The organism is Candidatus Dormiibacterota bacterium (assembly GCA_035635555.1).
Lineage (GTDB): Bacteria > Acidobacteriota > Polarisedimenticolia > Gp22-AA2 > Gp22-AA2 > Gp22-AA3.
Map to the genome: position 1 here is coordinate 119,515 of DASQAT010000046.1, position 14,822 is coordinate 134,336.

Here is a 14,822-nt window from a genome sequence, read left to right on the forward strand (position 1 = left end):
GGCGGGGAGGTCTATTTCAGGAACTCGAGGCCGGGCCGGCCGTCGGCCGGAACGACCTCGCCGATCACCGCGGCGATCGCGTTGCCACGCTCGCGCAGTCGCGCGACGAGCGCAGGCGCCTGGTCGGCCGGCAGAGTGATGAGCAGGCCGCCCGACGTCTGCGGGTCGACGATCAGCCACTTCTCGTCGTCGCTGAACGTGCCGGAGAAGGTCATGGCGTCCTGGGCCACCTGCATGTTGGAGCCGGTGACGGATGTCGCGATACCCTGTCCGATCAGGTCCAGACTCTCCTCGTACTTCGGGATGTCCGGGAAGCGGAGCCGCATCCTGACCTTGCTCGCCTTGGCCATGCCCAGGGCGTGGCCGCTCAGACCGAAGCCGGTGATGTCGGTGCAGGCGTGCGAGTCGAACTCGAGCATGGTCTCGCAAGCCGTCCGGTTCAAGGCCGCCATCCAGTTCACGGCGCGCATCAGGAGCTCCTCGGACACCGCCCCCCGCCTGTACCCCGTGATGATGACGCCGGTGCCGATCGGCTTCGTCAGGACGAGATGGTCCCCGGGCCGCGCGGCCGCGTTGGTCAGGATCCTTCTGGGATCGATGAGCCCGGTGACCGACAGGCCGTACTTCAGCTCATCGTCACGCACCGTGTGCCCGCCGACCAGCGTCGCACCGGCCTCCTTGATCTTGCTGAAGCCGCCCTCGAGGATCCTGCGCAGGGAGGCCTTGTCGATGTTCTTAGCCGGGAAATTGCAGCAGTTCATGGCGGTCAGCGGGCGGCCACCCATGGCATAGACGTCGGAGATCGAGTTGGCCGCCGCGACCTGGCCGAAGAGAAACGGATCGTCCACGACCGGCGTGATGTAATCGACGGTCTGGACCAGCGCCAGGTCGTCGGTGAGGCGGTACACACCGGCGTCGTCGCCGGTCTCGAAGCCGACGAGCAGGTTGGGGTCGGTCTTGGCCGCCCCGGCGAATTCCCTGACGATTTCGCTCAAGTCCACCGGACTGAGCTTGGCCGCTCAGCCCCCGGAACGGGCGTGGCTCGTCAACTTGGCCGCGGTCTGCTCGGTCATCCTGCCTCCTCGAAGCGTGACGCGCAACGTGAAATGCTAGCGTCGCGCCGACGCTCTTGTCAATTGCGCCAGGGGACACGCTCTTCGACGGTGCACTATAATGCCGCCGCCATGGACGTTCCCGCCGCCTGCGACAGCATCCTCGACACCATCGGCAGCACGCCGCTCGTGCGCATCCGGAGGATGTTCAGCGAACCGGGTATCGTGATTCATGCCAAGGTGGAAGGGTTCAATCCGATGGGGAGCGTCAAGGAGCGGATCGCCCTGCGGATCGTCGAGGAGGCGGAGAGACGCGGGGAGCTCAGGCCGGGCATGACGCTCCTGGAGTCCTCCAGCGGCAACACCGGGATCGGTCTGGCGCTGGTGGGCGCGGTCAAGGGGTACCCGGTCGTCATCACCATGGCGCAGAAGGTTTCGGTCGAACGACGGCAGATCCTGCTGGCTCTGGGGGCCGAGATCGTGTTCACGTCGAAGGACGGCGGCTCGGACGAGGCGTGGGATCTCGCCGACCGGATGCATGCCGGGGATCCGCGGAAGTATTTCCGGGTGGGACAATACGTCAACCCGGACAACGTCCGCGCGCACTACGAGGGAACGGCGGAGGAGGCGTGGCTCCAGACGGGCGGGCGGATCGACTGGCTGGTCCTGACGCTCGGCACGTGCGGCACGCTCGTCGGCATGGCGCGCCGGCTCAAGGAGCGGAACCCGAGGCTGCGGGTCGTCTCGGTCGAGCCGCAGACGAAGCACACGCAGCAGGGCCTCAGGAACATGTCCGAGTCGCGCGTGCCGGAGATCATGGACTGGTCGCTCGTCGACGAGCGCATGACGGTCACGGACGAGGACGCCTGCCGCACCGCGCGCGAGCTGGCTCTCAAGGAAGGGATCTTCGCGGGCATCTCGTCGGGGACCGCGATGTTCGCGGTCCTCGCGATCGCCCGGCGCATCGGAACAGGGCACATTCTCACGCTCCTGCCGGACCGCGGTGAAAAATACCTGAGCACGTCGCTGTTTCCGCGCGGCGCCGACCCGTCCTGAGCCGCCGCCCGGCGGAGGATCCCGTGCCGCCCCGCTCCCTCGTCGTCCAGGTGGTGGCCTGCGACACCACCGAGGCGATGCGCAGCGCCTACCTGTCGCCCGATCCGCGGGCGGATATCGTTGAGCTTCGTCTCGACCTCGTCCGAGATCTGGATGCGGATCGTCTGCTCCGTCTCCCGGGAAAACCGAAGCTCATCACCGTGCGCAGCCGGCAGCAGGGTGGGCGCGCCCGGCCCGCCGATCGCGAGCCGCTCCTGCGCAGGGCCCTGACGGCCGGTGTGGACTACGTCGACCTGGAGTACGGCGGCCAGGACCTGCACCTGCTGACAGGACCGGGGCGCTCCCGGCGCATCCTCTCGTACCACGACCTCCAGGGGACGCCCGCCGACCTGCAGGGGCTCCATCGGGAGATGCGAGCGGCCGGAAGGGACGCGCTTCTCAAGATCGTGACGCTCGCCGATGCCGCCTCGGACGTCCTGCGCGTGCGCGACCTCCTGAGGACCGCGGAGCCCGGGCAGCTGGTGTCCTTCTGCATGGGGCCTAAGGGAGTGCCGAGCCGGATCCTGGCGCGCCTGTGGGGGTCGGCGGCCGTGTACGCGCCGCGCCGGGGCGCGCCCGGCAGCTCTTCAGGACAGGTGGCGCTCGAGGATCTGTTCGATGTGTACCGCTTCGATCGCATCGGCCCCACGACCCGACTGCTGGGTGTCCTCGGGTCGCCGATCGCCCACTCCCTGTCGCCGTGGGTCCACAATACCGCCCTGACGGCGCTCGGTCTCGATTACCGTTACCTGCCGTTCGAGGCGGGGACGCTCGCGGAATTCCTGCCTCTTCTGAGCGAGCTGCGCCTGGCCGGCTTCAGCGTCACGCTGCCCCACAAGGAGACGATTCTGCCGCACCTCGACGCGCTGGACGAGACCGCGCGGCGCGTCGGGGCGGTCAACACGGTCGTGAAGGTGTGGAACCGCCTCGAGGGGCACAACACCGACGTGGAGGCGGCTCTTCTTCCGCTGCGCCGGCGGATGACGCTGCGCGGAGCCCGCGTCGCGCTCATGGGCGCCGGGGGCGCGGCGCGCGCCCTGGTCTATGGTCTTTCCGCCGAGGGAGGCCGGGTCACGCTGTTCAACCGCTCGGCCGGTCGCGGCCGCGATCTGGCGCGGGCCTTCGGGGTTCGGCATCTTCCCTGGGATCGACTGCGGCGATTCCCGTGCGATGTCCTGATCAACGCCACCTCCGTCGGACTTGCACCGGACGCTGAGCAGTCCCCCCTGCCGGCCTCCTGGATCGCCGCCCCCTGGGTCTACGACATCGTCTACAACCCTCCCCGGACCAGGCTTCTCCGCGAGGCGCTGGCGCGCGGGCACCACATCGTCGACGGAGTCGAGATGTTCGTGGCGCAGGCGGCCGCGCAGTTCCTCCTGTTCACGGGCACAGAGGCCCCCATCAAGCTGATGCAGGAGACGGCTCTCAGGATCCTCGGACACGAGGCGCCCATCACCGGGCCCGCCCGCCCCCGACCCCGCGCGGCCGCGCCGGCGCGTCCTGCGAAGACTCGCCCGGCGCGGGCGCGCCCGGTGCGCCGGCGCTCCCGGCGGGCGCGACATCGCTGAGCGCGCCGACGGGCCTGTCGCCGCGGGTCCTGCCTCGGGCCTCTGCCTGTCCCACGCGATTGACAGCCCGGAGGGTGTGCAGTAGAGTAACGGCGCTTCTTTCGGGAGAACCGCCGTGTACGCCAGGCCCGCCGGCGAGGACGACTTTGTGGACCTCACGATCCGCGAGGCGGCACGGCCCCGTCGCTCCGCCCTGTTCCACATCACAAACTACTTTTATTATTGGTGGCGCTGACCGAGGCGCCGGCGGGACGCGTCCGACCCGCCGCTCCCGGGATGCGCAGGCACCCGGGGGAGAGTGCGTCCCGTTGCAGGGCGTCCGTGCCTGCCCCACGGCGCGTCACGCTGTCGTTCAGGATGAGGTCAACCGCGATGCATGAGACACGAGCGTCCCGTCGAGTGCCGATCACGTTCGCCCTGATCGGAGCCTGTCTTCTCTCCGGATGCGCGTCCGTCGAACGCAATCCCAATGTGGTGTCACCGTACAGCGACAAGCTGAGCCCGTTCAACTACAAGGAAGAGGGAACGGTCGCCCGCATGGTGGTCGGGGTCGAGGCCGCCCGGTTCATCCGCAACGAACATTACTTCCCGCTGTTCGTGCAGGTCATCAACCGGTCGAAGAAGACGTTCGAGATCACGCGCGAATCGTTCACGCTCGAGGATCCTCTGGGGAACCAGTACTCGATCGTGCCGGCCCGGGAGCTGTCGGAGAACTACCCGCGTCTCGAGCTGGACCGGCGGCTGTTTCGTCAGAACCGCCAGTTCACGTCCATCGGCGCCGGGCTCTACACCTATGTCGAGAGCGGGTTCTACCCGGTGTCCGGGCCGCGCTCCCTGCTCATCGACAAGGTATCGCTCCCGCCGCAGGCCTACATGGAGGATGTGCTCTACTTCCCGGTCCCGCAATCGGGTCTCAACGGCGTGCCCCTGCGCCTGCTCTTCAAGGTGAGCGGGCTCGACGACCCGATCCAGGTCGTCTTCGAAGTGCCGCGCACGCTCGGGATCTTCGAGAAGGACAAGGGCAGGGGGGACCGTTGACGAACGGCTTCAGCGTCGATGCGGCGGATCTCCCCGGACTGGCGCGCCAGGGCAATATCATCCCGGTGTGTCGCGAGATGGAGGCGGACCTGCTCACGCCGGTCGCCGCCTTCCTCCGCATCGCGCGGGGAGCGCGCCAGCCGTTCCTCCTCGAGTCGGTGGAAGGGGGCGAGGCGATCGCCCGCTACTCGTTCCTCGGACGCGATCCCACGGCGCTCGTGCGCTCCACGGTCGACGGCGAACTGTCGGGCGGCGATCCGCTGCGGGCGCTGCGACGGGCGATGTCCGGGAACCGGCCGGTGCGCCTGGGGGATCTGCCGCGCTTCACGGGCGGGGCGGTCGGTTACCTGTCATACGACGTCGTGCGGCTCCTCGAGCGGCTGCCGCGCTCGATCGAGGACGACGTGCGCCTCCCGGACATGATGTTCGGGATCTACGACACGGTCCTGGCGTTCGATCACCTGAAGCAGCGGATCCAGATCGTCTCGAACATCCGGACGGAGGAGGGGGGCCGTCCTCTGGGGGCCGGCGCCCTGCGCGAGCGCCACGGTGCGGCCTGCCGGCGCATCGAGGCGATGGAGAGGCTGCTGCTCCGCCCCGCGCCGGCACCGGCGCCTCGGCGGCACCGGCGGGGTCGCTGGAAGGCGAACATCAGCGAGGCGCTCTACAAGGAGAATGTCAGGCACGCCAAGGACTACATCCGGGCGGGCGACATCTTCCAGGTGGTCCTGTCGCAGCGCTTCGAGCGGCGGGCCGCGGCCGCGCCGTTCTCCATCTACCGCGCCCTGCGGCGCATCAATCCGTCGCCGTACATGTACTACGTCGACTTCGGCGAGGTGGCCCTGGCGGGCGCCTCGCCGGAGATGCTGGTCCGGGTCGAGGGGGACAGGATCAGGACCCGGCCGATCGCCGGCACGCGGCCGCGCGGGCGGGACGAGGAGGAGGACCTGGCCCTCGAGGATGAGCTGCGGACCGACCCCAAGGAGAGGGCGGAGCACGTCATGCTCGTGGACCTCGGCCGGAACGACCTGGGGCGCGTCAGCCGGCCCGGCACGGTCGAGGTCAGCCGCTTCATGGGCGTGGAGCGTTTCTCGCACGTCATGCATCTGGTCTCCGAGGTCACCGGACGGCTGCGGGCCGACCGGGACGCGTTCGACGGCCTGCTGGCCTGCTTCCCGGCGGGCACGGTCTCCGGCGCCCCGAAAGTGCGCGCCATGGAGATCATCGAAGAGCTCGAGACCAGCCGGCGCGGCCCGTATGCCGGTGCCATCGGCTACGTCGATTATTCGGGAAACCTCGATTCCTGCATCACCATAAGGACGACCGTCCTGGCGCGGGGGGTGGCGCACGTGCAGGCGGGGGCCGGGATCGTGGCCGATTCGGTGCCGCAGCAGGAGTACCGCGAGTGCGTCAGCAAGGCCGGGGCGCTCATCGACGCCATCGAGCGCGCGGAGGCCCGGGCGTGATCGTCGTCATCGACAACTACGACTCGTTCACCTACAACCTCGTCCAGTACCTTCAGGAGCTGGGAGCCGAGGTGGAGGTGTACAGGAACGACCGGATCACGGTGGAGGGGATCGCGGCGCGCCGTCCTGAATCGATCGTCCTCTCCCCGGGCCCCAAGACCCCCGACCAGGCGGGCATCACCCTCGAGACCGTGCGGACGTTCTCGGGGAAGGTGCCGATCCTCGGGGTCTGCCTCGGCCATCAGGCCATCGGACAGACATTTGGCGGGCGCGTCGTGCGCGCTCCGTCGCTGATGCACGGCAAGACGAGCCGGATCGCGCACGACGGACGCACGATCTTTCGCGGTCTCGAGAACCCGTTCGAGGCGACGCGCTATCACTCGCTGGTGATCGCACCGGACAGCGTCCCGGCGCAACTCGAAGTCTCGGCGCGCACCGAGGACGGGGTCCTGATGGGGTTGAGGCACCGCGAACATCCGACCGAAGGAGTGCAGTTCCATCCCGAGTCGGTGCTCACTCATGAAGGCAAGAGACTCCTGAAGAACTTCCTGGAGGAACCGTGGCCGGCGCGGAGGTGAAGGACGACGCTCTCCAGGCCATCGTCACGGGGCTTCTGGAAGGCGGCCGTCTGCAGCCGCGTGAGGCCCGGGAGGTGTTCGAGGGGATCATGGACGGACGGCTCCCGCCGGCGCGCCTGGCGGCCCTCCTGATCGCCCTGCGGATGCGGGGGGAGACCGTGACGGAGATCACGGAGTTCGCCCGCGTGATGCGCGAGCGCGCCACGCCGGTGCGCTGCGACGCCCGCGTCATCCTGGACACCTGCGGCACGGGAGGCGACGGCGCCGGAACCTTCAACATCTCGACACTTGCGGCGTTCGTGGCCGCGGCCGCCGGCGTCGTGGTGGCGAAGCATGGCAACCGCTCGGTCAGCAGCCGCTGCGGCAGCGCCGATCTTCTGCAGGGCCTCGGCATCCGCGTCGACGTCCCGGCCGAGACGGTCGAACGATCGCTCCGGGAGATCGGGATCGGATTTCTGTATGCGCCCCGTCTCCACGACGCGATGCGTCACGCGGCGCCGGTGCGCCGTGAGCTCGGCGTTCGCACCGTGTTCAACCTGCTCGGGCCCCTGACCAATCCGGCCGGCGCGCGCCACCAGCTCCTGGGACTCTACGATCCCGCGCGCCTCGAGATCGTCGCGGAGGTCCTGCGAGAGCTCGGCTCGGAGCGGGTCATGGTGGTGCATGGCGAGGGCCTGGACGAGATTGCCCTGCACGGCAAGACGCGGGTCGCCGAGCTCGATCGCGGCGAGATCCGCGTTCGCGAGATCGTGCCGGAAGACGCGGGGCTCGGGCGCGCCCGTCTCCGGGATCTTCTCGGTGGCGATCCCGCCGAGAACGTCCGGATCGCGCGCGGCATCCTGGACGGGGAGCGCGGCCCGCGCCGCGATGTCGTACTTCTGAACGCGGCGGCGGCGCTCCTGGTCGCGGGGCGCGCGACCGACCTGGTCCAGGGAGCGCGGCAGGCCGCCGAGGCGATCGACTCGGGGGCCGCGCGTAACGTGGTGGAGCGGCTGCGCGCGCTCTGCCCGATCGACGACGCGACGCGCTGACAGGCAGCGGGGGAGGCTCGGGCATGGCCGACATTCTCGACCGGATCGTGCAGGCGAAGCGGGCGCAGGTGGCGCGCGACAAGGAGAACGTGTCGCCGCGCCGTTTGATCGAGCTCGCGACCAGCGCCCCGCCCCCGCGGGACCTGCCGGCGGCCCTGCGCCGCGAGGGGCACATCAACATCATCGCCGAGATCAAGAAGGCGTCTCCCTCCCGGGGAGCCATCCAGGCGCGCGCCGACGCGGCGGGCGTCGCCCAGGCGTACGCGTCGGCGGGCGCCGTCGCGCTCTCGGTCCTGACGGAGTCGGGCTTCTTCCTCGGGACACCCGAGGACCTGGCTCAGGCCAAGAGATCCGTGGCGGTGCCAGTGCTCCGGAAGGATTTCATCCTGGAGGAATACCAGGTGTACGAGAGCCGCGTGCTGGGGGCCGACTCGCTTCTGTTGATCGTGCGGATCCTGCCATCCCGGGATCTGACGACCCTCATCGGCGTGTCGCGCTCGCTCCACATGGAGCCGCTGGTGGAAGTGCACACCGACGAGGAGGCGCGGCGCGCGGTCGACTGCGGCGGCACTCTGATCGGGGTCAACAACAGGAATCTTCAGACCCTCTCCGTGTCGATCGACAACTCCCTGCGCATCGCGGAGTGGCTGCCGGGCAGCGCGGTGCGGGTCAGCGAGAGCGGCATCGAGACGCGGCAGGACATCGATCGGCTGCGCGCGGCGGGGTACCACGCCTTCCTGATCGGTGAGCGGCTGATGCGCGAGCCGGACCCGGGCGCGGCGCTCCTGAGTCTCCTCGGGGACACGACGTCATGATCGTGCGCGTCAAGCTGTGCGGGCTCACGCGGCTCGAAGACGTCCTTCTGGGCGTGGAGCTGGGCGTGGACGCCTTCGGCTTCAATTTCGTCGAGGACAGCCCGCGGCGGATCACGCCGGCGCAGGCCCGGGACCTGTGCGCCGCGGTGCCGCCGTTCACGTCCCGGGTCGGCGTGTTCGCCGACCAGCTGCCGCGTGTCATGGAAGCGACGGCGCTCCTGGCCGGGCTGACGTGCCTGCAGCTGCACGGCGACGAGCCGCCGGAGTCCTGCCGCTCGATCGCCCTGCCGTGGTACAAGGCGCACCGGGTCGGCCCGGACTTCGTGCCCGAGTCGGTGTCGCGCTACCGCTCCTCGACCTGCCTTCTGGACGCCCACGTGCCGGGGAGAAAGGGTGGAACGGGGACGACGTTCGACTGGACCGTGGCGCGCCTAACGTCGGCGTACGCCCGGGTCATCGTGGCCGGGGGACTGACGCCCGTCAACGTGGGGGACGCGATCGCCGCGGCCCGTCCCTACGGCATCGACGTCAGCAGCGGCGTCGAGAGCGCCCCCGGGAAGAAGGACCGCAGGCTCCTGAGCGCGTTCATGAAAAGGGTGCGTGAGGCGGCGATGAACGTGGAGGAGAACGGATGACGACCCCCGACGCCCGCGGGCGCTTCGGTCCCTACGGGGGGCGCTTCGTCCCGGAGACTCTGATGAGCCCGCTCGAGCAGCTGGAGGAGGCCTGGCGCCAGGCGCGGAGCGACCCGGGGTTCCTGAAGGATCTCGACCGTTATCTGCGGACCTACGCCGGGCGCCCGACCGCCCTGTACCGGGCCGACACCCTGTCGACCCGGCTGGGCGGCGGCACGCGCGTCTATCTGAAGCGCGAGGACCTCGCCCACACGGGCGCGCACAAGATCAACAACACGCTCGGACAGGCCCTCCTGGCGCGCCGTATGGGGAAGAGGCGCGTCGTCGCCGAGACGGGGGCCGGGCAGCACGGCGTCGCGACCGCCACGGTCGCCGCCCTGTTCGGACTGCGCTGCACCGTCTACATGGGTGACGAGGACATGCGCCGCCAGGCCCTCAACGTCTACCGGATGCGTCTTCTCGGGGCGGAGGTGAAGCCGGTCCTGGCGGGCAGCCGCACGCTGAAGGAGGCGATCAGCGAGGCGATGCGCGACTGGGTGACCCACGTCAACGACACGCACTACATCCTCGGCTCGGTCCTGGGAGCCCACCCGTACCCCGCGATGGTTCGCGACTTCCAGTCGGTCATCGGCCACGAGGCACGGCTGCAGATCCTGGAGGCGGAAGGACGGATGCCGGACTGCCTTCTGGCCTGCGTCGGCGGGGGCAGCAACTCGATCGGGCTGTTCCACGCCTTCCTCGACGATCGCCAGGTGCGGATGATCGGCGTCGAAGCCGGTGGAACGAGCCTCGACCCCGGATGCCACGCCGCCCGATTCGCGGGGGGGAGTCTCGGGGTTCTGCAGGGCACCCGCACCTTCCTGCTGCAGGACGAGGCGGGCAACATCCTGCCCACGCACTCGGTGTCGGCGGGGCTCGACTACGCCGCCGTCGGCCCCGAGCACGCGTACCTCCGCGATCAGGGCCGCGTCGTGTACACGCACGTGTCGGACAGCGAGGCCCTCGAGGCCTTCCACGCCCTGGCGGAGACGGAGGGGATCATTCCGGCGCTCGAATCGGCGCATGCCGTCGCGTACCTGCTGCGGGAAGGGGGCGACGGCCGGCTGGGCCGCCTGATCATCGTCAACCTGTCGGGACGCGGTGACAAGGACGTGGGACATCTCGCGAGTCTCGAGGGAGAGGGAGCATGACCCCGTCCGTTGCACCGGAACCGCCCGGGGAGGGACGCATTGCGCGGGCCTTCGCCGAGGCTCGAGCGCACGGACGCTGCTGTCTCATCCCGTACATCACGGCGGGGGACCCGGATCTGGCGAGGACGCGATCGATCGCGCGGGGGCTCGCCGCCGCCGGCGCGGACCTCCTGGAGATCGGCGTGCCGTTCTCCGACCCCATCGCCGACGGTCCGGTGAACCAGAGGGCGTCGGAGAGGGCTCTGCGCAACGGAGTGACGATGCGCACCTGCCTCGATCTCTCGGCCCGGCTGCGAGCCGACGGGGCCCCGCCGATCATCCTTTTCACCTATTACAATCCGATCCATCGGATGGGTCTCGAGTCGTTCGCGGTGGCCGCGGCCTCCTCGGGCGTGGACGGTGTCCTCGTCACCGATCTCCCCCCGGAGGAGGCGGACGAGCTGCAGGCGGCCCTCCGCCCGAGGGGCGTCGACCTGATCTTCCTGCTGTCGCCGACCTCGTCGAAACAGCGGATCGAACGGATCTGCCGGAACGCATGCGGGTTCATCTACGTCATCTCGCGGACGGGCGTGACCGGGGCGCGCGAGGACCTGCCGCCCGGTTTGGAGGCGCAGGTGCGGGCGGCGCGGGACGCCTCGAGGCTGCCGATCGCCGTCGGGTTCGGCATCAGCCGCCCCGAGCAGGCCAGGAGGATCGCGGACTTCGCGGATGGCGTCGTGGTGGGCAGCGCCCTGGTGCGGCTCATCGAGGAGCACGCCGGCTCCGCCGGTCTGGAGGAGCGGGTCGAAGAGTTCTGCCGGACGCTGCAGGCGTCGCTGCATCTCCGTCCGGCGGCAGAATCCTAGATGACGCGACGGAAGCGTCGGGGGGAGAAGGATGGCGTCGAGAGGACGGGCGTCCGGCGTCTGCCGGCGCCGGTCGACCCGATGGAGGATCTGCGGCGGAGGATCGACGCCATCGATCGCAGGCTGGTGGCGCTGCTCAACGAGCGCGCCGGATGCGCCATCGCGCTGGGGCGCGTCAAGCAGGAGCGCGCCCTGCCGATCTACCAGCCGGCGCGCGAGGAGGAGGTCCTGGGCAACGTGCAGAGGACGAACTCCGGGCCGCTGCAGTCCGAGGCGCTGCGCAGGCTGTTCGAGCGGATCATCGACGAATCGCGCCGGATCGAGCGCATCGCGACCGACCGGGGCAGGGAGAACGACGCGGTCGGGGGGGTGTCGCCGGACCCGGCCGATCCGGAAGGGCATCAGGATTGAGAGGGAGTCGCTGCACGCCGTGAGAATGAGGAGCGAGGCAACGCCATGGTCATCGTGATGAACGAGCACGCCACCGAGGATCAGATCGAGAAGGTGATCGCCGCGCTGACCCAGAAGGGGTACGACGCGCACCGGTCGACCGGAACCACGCGGACGGTGATCGGCGTCGTGGGCGCCAGCAGGACACCGCTCGATTCCCGGGAATTCGAGATCATGCCGGGTGTCCACGAAGTGGTGAGAATCACCGAGCCGTACAAGCTGGCCGGACGCACGTTCCAGCCGGAGGACACGGTCATCCGGATCGGCGACGTCCTGATCGGCGGCCGCGACCTCATCATGATCGCGGGGCCCTGCGCGGTCGAGAGCGAGAAGCAGCTCGATATCATCGCCAGCTCCGTGAAGCGGTACGGGGCCCGCATCCTGCGCGGGGGGGCCTTCAAGCCGCGCACCTCCCCCTACGCCTTCCAGGGCCTGGGAGAGGAAGGCCTGCGCCATCTGCGCCGGGTGGCGGACCGGCACGGTCTCCTCGTGGTCACGGAGGTGATGGACACCAGCCAGGTCGGGTTGGTGGCCGAGCACGCCGACATCCTGCAGGTGGGGGCGCGCAACATGCAGAATTTCAATCTCCTGAAGGAACTGGGGAAGCAGCGCAAGGCTGTGATGCTCAAGCGCGGTCTCTCCGCCACGATCCAGGAATGGCTGCTGTCGGCGGAATACATCATGGCCGGCGGGAACCGCGACGTCATGCTGTGCGAGCGCGGCATCCGCACGTTCGAGAACATGACGCGCAACACCATGGACATCTCGGCCATCCCGATCATCAAGAAGCTCAGCCATCTTCCGATCCTCGCCGACCCGAGTCACGGCACAGGGCTCCGGGACAAGGTCATCCCGATGGCCCGCGCGGCCGCGGCGGCCGGCGCGGACGGCATCATGGTCGAGGTGCACCACGAGCCGGAGGCGGCTCTCTCGGACGGCCCGCAGTCGATCTACCCGGAGCAGTTCGCGGAGCTCATGGCCCAGCTCCGGATCATCGCGCCGGCCATCGGCCGGACCCTCTGACGGCCGTGAGCCGGACGTCGGCGCCGCCGTTCCGCCGCATCGCGATCGTGGGCGTGGGTCTGATCGGCGGCTCCATGGGACTGGCGCTGCGGCGGTCCCTACGCGGCGTGCGGGTGGTCGGCATCGACCGACAGCCGGTGCTCCGCAGGGCGCGCGCGCGGGGTGCCCTGGACGAGTCGACCACGAACCTGGAAGAGGGTCTCGCGGGGGCCGACCTGGTGGTGCTCGCCCTGCCGGTGGACGCGATACTTCGAGCTCTCCCGCGTGTGGCGCGCGGCCTCCCTCCGGGAGCGATCCTCACCGACGTCGGCAGCACCAAGCAGGAGATCGACCGCGTCGTCCGTCGCCTCGGTCTGCGGGCGCGCTTCGTCGGGGGGCACCCGATGACCGGCTCGGAGCGCTCCGGGATCGAGCACGCGGACGGCCGCCTGTTCGCGGGGGCCCCCTGGGTGCTCTGCCCCGCGGGGCGCGCGGCCGGGCGCCGGCGCGGCTCCGGTCCGGCGGGCCTCGCGGCCACCCGTCCCGTGCGTCGGCTGTCGGCCCTGGTGACGCGTCTCGGGGCCCGCCCGGCCCTCCTCGATCCGCGCGCGCACGATCTCATCGTCGCCCGCCTCAGCCACCTGCCGCAGCTCGTGAGCGTGGCGCTGACCAACGCCGCCTGCAGCCGCGAGGCTCGACCCTTCCTGCACCTGGCCGGTCCGGCGCTGCGGCAGATGAGTCGTCTCGCCGACAGCCCCCCCGACCTCTGGAACGGCATCCTGAAATCCAACCGTCGGGCCGCGGCGCGCGCCCTCGACGACGTCATCGGGGAGCTCGGGCGTCTCAGGGCTTCCCTGAGGACGGGGACGTCGGCCCGCTTCCGCAAGGCGGCCCTGGCGCGGTCCCGCTTGACCGCCGCCGTGCGCAACGGAGGCCTGCTCGGTTAGAATCCACGGACCCCGCCGACTGGGGTGAGGTGTGGGCATGGGATCTTCGGGGTGGAACGGACCGGGGCGGCGCCTTCGCGCTTCGCTGATCCTCTGCGGTCTCCTGACACTGCAGGGAGTCTGGAGCGTCGCCGCCGCGCAGGAGCCGGGAGAGACTCCCTCGGAAGGACGTCTCCTCGTCCTCAACAAGGGCGAGGACAGCCTCATGGTGCTCGACGTGCCGTCCTACAGGCGTCTCGCGACCATCCCCGTCGGGAAGGAGCCGCACGAGGTCGTCGCCACGCCGGACGGCCGGAAGGCCTACGTGTCCAACGTGCGCGACAAGACCGTCTCGGTGGTCGACCTTGCGGCCCTGCGAGTGACGCGCACGCTGCGCTCGGACCGATTCGACACGCCGCACGGACTGGCCATGACGCCGGACGGTCGATCCCTGCTCCTGACGAGCGAAGGCAGCCGGCGCTTCTTCCTGATCGATGCGGCGCGCGACGTCGTGATGCGCTCGGTCACCACGACTCAGGCGCGGCCGCACATGGTCGTGGTCCTCGAAGGAGGGAAGAAGGCGTACGCCGCGAACGTCGATTCCGACAGTGTGACGCTTCTCGGGCTGCCCGACCTGCGCATCCTCAAGAATGTCCCCGTGGGGGACGGGCCGGAAGGGATCGCCGCGACCGCCAACGGCAAGTGGGTGCTGGCGGCGCTGCAGAGGACCGACCAGGTCGCGATCCTGGACGCCGGCAGCGGCGCCGTCCTGGCGCGGCTGCCGACGGGCCAGACGCCCATCCGGGTGGCCGTCACTCCGAACTCCTTCACCGCCCTCGTGACCAATCGCGCCTCGAACGACGTCACCGTCCTCGACGTGCTGGCGCGGAGGGTGAAGACGACCGTGACCGTCGGGCGGAGACCCGGCGGCGTGACCACCAACGCCAGCGGCTCGCGCGCCTATGTCTGCAACAACGACTCGAACACCGTGTCGGTCATTTCCATTCCCGGGTTCGAGGTGGCGCAGACGATACCGGTCGGCGCGCAGCCGGACGGTATCGCGTTCGTGCCCCGCCGCGAGCCGCCCGGCCGCAAGCGCTCCCGTTCGTCCTGACTTCGGCCACGGAGACC

Annotated in this window: 14 protein-coding genes and 1 pseudogene; 14 read left to right on the plus strand and 1 reads right to left on the minus strand. The window is 69.8% G+C overall.

The annotated features are described in order from the left end of the window. Positions 1-11: 11 nt before the first annotated feature. Positions 12-1,007: pseudogene (selD, locus tag VEW47_13205) on the minus strand (selenide, water dikinase SelD). 177 nt (positions 1,008-1,184) lie between these two features. Here selD and VEW47_13210 point away from each other — a divergent pair. From VEW47_13210 to VEW47_13275, 14 genes are all read left to right on the plus strand, one after another. Next, positions 1,185-2,108 (plus strand): cysteine synthase family protein, encoded by a 924-nt coding sequence (locus VEW47_13210; protein ID HYS06144.1) that lies wholly within the window; start codon positions 1,185-1,187, stop codon positions 2,106-2,108. 23 nt (positions 2,109-2,131) lie between these two features. Beyond that, positions 2,132-3,715 carry a shikimate dehydrogenase gene (gene aroE, locus VEW47_13215; protein HYS06145.1) on the plus strand — a complete coding sequence of 528 codons (1,584 nt, stop codon included), beginning with the start codon at positions 2,132-2,134 and terminating at the stop codon, positions 3,713-3,715. 372 nt (positions 3,716-4,087) lie between these two features. After that, a complete protein-coding gene (locus VEW47_13220; GenBank protein ID HYS06146.1) occupies positions 4,088-4,753 on the plus strand; it encodes a hypothetical protein in 666 nt (221 codons plus the stop codon). Next, the gene (gene trpE / locus VEW47_13225) at positions 4,750-6,219 is read left to right on the plus strand and encodes an anthranilate synthase component I (protein ID HYS06147.1); all 1,470 of its coding nucleotides are present in this window, start codon (positions 4,750-4,752) and stop codon (positions 6,217-6,219) included. Before VEW47_13220 ends, trpE begins: the two co-directional genes overlap by 4 nt. Further along, positions 6,216-6,797 (plus strand): aminodeoxychorismate/anthranilate synthase component II, encoded by a 582-nt coding sequence (locus tag VEW47_13230; protein HYS06148.1) that lies wholly within the window; start codon positions 6,216-6,218, stop codon positions 6,795-6,797. Before trpE ends, VEW47_13230 begins: the two co-directional genes overlap by 4 nt. Then, the gene (gene trpD / locus VEW47_13235; protein HYS06149.1) at positions 6,779-7,828 is read left to right on the plus strand and encodes an anthranilate phosphoribosyltransferase; all 1,050 of its coding nucleotides are present in this window, start codon (positions 6,779-6,781) and stop codon (positions 7,826-7,828) included. Before VEW47_13230 ends, trpD begins: the two co-directional genes overlap by 19 nt. A 23-nt stretch (positions 7,829-7,851) precedes the next feature. After that, positions 7,852-8,643, plus strand: coding sequence for an indole-3-glycerol phosphate synthase TrpC (gene trpC, locus VEW47_13240; GenBank protein ID HYS06150.1), 792 nt, complete (start codon positions 7,852-7,854; stop codon positions 8,641-8,643). Beyond that, positions 8,640-9,278: a phosphoribosylanthranilate isomerase gene (locus VEW47_13245; protein HYS06151.1), complete on the plus strand. Its 639-nt coding sequence runs from the start codon at positions 8,640-8,642 to the stop codon at positions 9,276-9,278. Before trpC ends, VEW47_13245 begins: the two co-directional genes overlap by 4 nt. Beyond that, complete coding sequence (gene trpB / locus VEW47_13250; protein HYS06152.1) at positions 9,275-10,468, plus strand: tryptophan synthase subunit beta; 1,194 nt, start codon at positions 9,275-9,277, stop codon at positions 10,466-10,468. Before VEW47_13245 ends, trpB begins: the two co-directional genes overlap by 4 nt. After that, the gene (trpA, locus tag VEW47_13255) at positions 10,465-11,313 is read left to right on the plus strand and encodes a tryptophan synthase subunit alpha (protein HYS06153.1); all 849 of its coding nucleotides are present in this window, start codon (positions 10,465-10,467) and stop codon (positions 11,311-11,313) included. The genes trpB and trpA overlap by 4 nt, the downstream gene beginning before the upstream one ends. After that, positions 11,314-11,724, plus strand: coding sequence for a chorismate mutase (gene pheA / locus VEW47_13260; GenBank protein ID HYS06154.1), 411 nt, complete (start codon positions 11,314-11,316; stop codon positions 11,722-11,724). It abuts the gene before it with no gap. 45 nt (positions 11,725-11,769) lie between these two features. Next, positions 11,770-12,786, plus strand: coding sequence for a 3-deoxy-7-phosphoheptulonate synthase (aroF, locus tag VEW47_13265; protein HYS06155.1), 1,017 nt, complete (start codon positions 11,770-11,772; stop codon positions 12,784-12,786). A 5-nt stretch (positions 12,787-12,791) separates the two neighbouring features. After that, complete coding sequence (locus VEW47_13270) at positions 12,792-13,712, plus strand: prephenate dehydrogenase/arogenate dehydrogenase family protein (protein ID HYS06156.1); 921 nt, start codon at positions 12,792-12,794, stop codon at positions 13,710-13,712. A gap of 37 nt (positions 13,713-13,749) precedes the next feature. After that, positions 13,750-14,805, plus strand: coding sequence for a hypothetical protein (locus tag VEW47_13275; GenBank protein ID HYS06157.1), 1,056 nt, complete (start codon positions 13,750-13,752; stop codon positions 14,803-14,805). The last annotated feature ends 17 nt before the right edge of the window (positions 14,806-14,822 follow it).

Bases quoted from the DNA above. Each gene is read 5' to 3' on its own strand.
- pheA (HYS06154.1), top strand. From the start codon at position 11,314: ATGACGCGACGGAAGCGTCGGGGGGAGAAGGATGGCGTCGAGAGGACG.
- trpC (HYS06150.1), top strand. From the start codon at position 7,852: ATGGCCGACATTCTCGACCGGATCGTGCAGGCGAAGCGGGCGCAGGTG.
- trpB (HYS06152.1), top strand. From the start codon at position 9,275: ATGACGACCCCCGACGCCCGCGGGCGCTTCGGTCCCTACGGGGGGCGC.
- trpA (HYS06153.1), top strand. From the start codon at position 10,465: ATGACCCCGTCCGTTGCACCGGAACCGCCCGGGGAGGGACGCATTGCG.
- VEW47_13275 (HYS06157.1), top strand. From the start codon at position 13,750: ATGGGATCTTCGGGGTGGAACGGACCGGGGCGGCGCCTTCGCGCTTCG.
- aroF (HYS06155.1), top strand. From the start codon at position 11,770: ATGGTCATCGTGATGAACGAGCACGCCACCGAGGATCAGATCGAGAAG.
- VEW47_13210 (HYS06144.1), top strand. From the start codon at position 1,185: ATGGACGTTCCCGCCGCCTGCGACAGCATCCTCGACACCATCGGCAGC.
- VEW47_13220 (HYS06146.1), top strand. From the start codon at position 4,088: ATGCATGAGACACGAGCGTCCCGTCGAGTGCCGATCACGTTCGCCCTG.
- VEW47_13245 (HYS06151.1), top strand. From the start codon at position 8,640: ATGATCGTGCGCGTCAAGCTGTGCGGGCTCACGCGGCTCGAAGACGTC.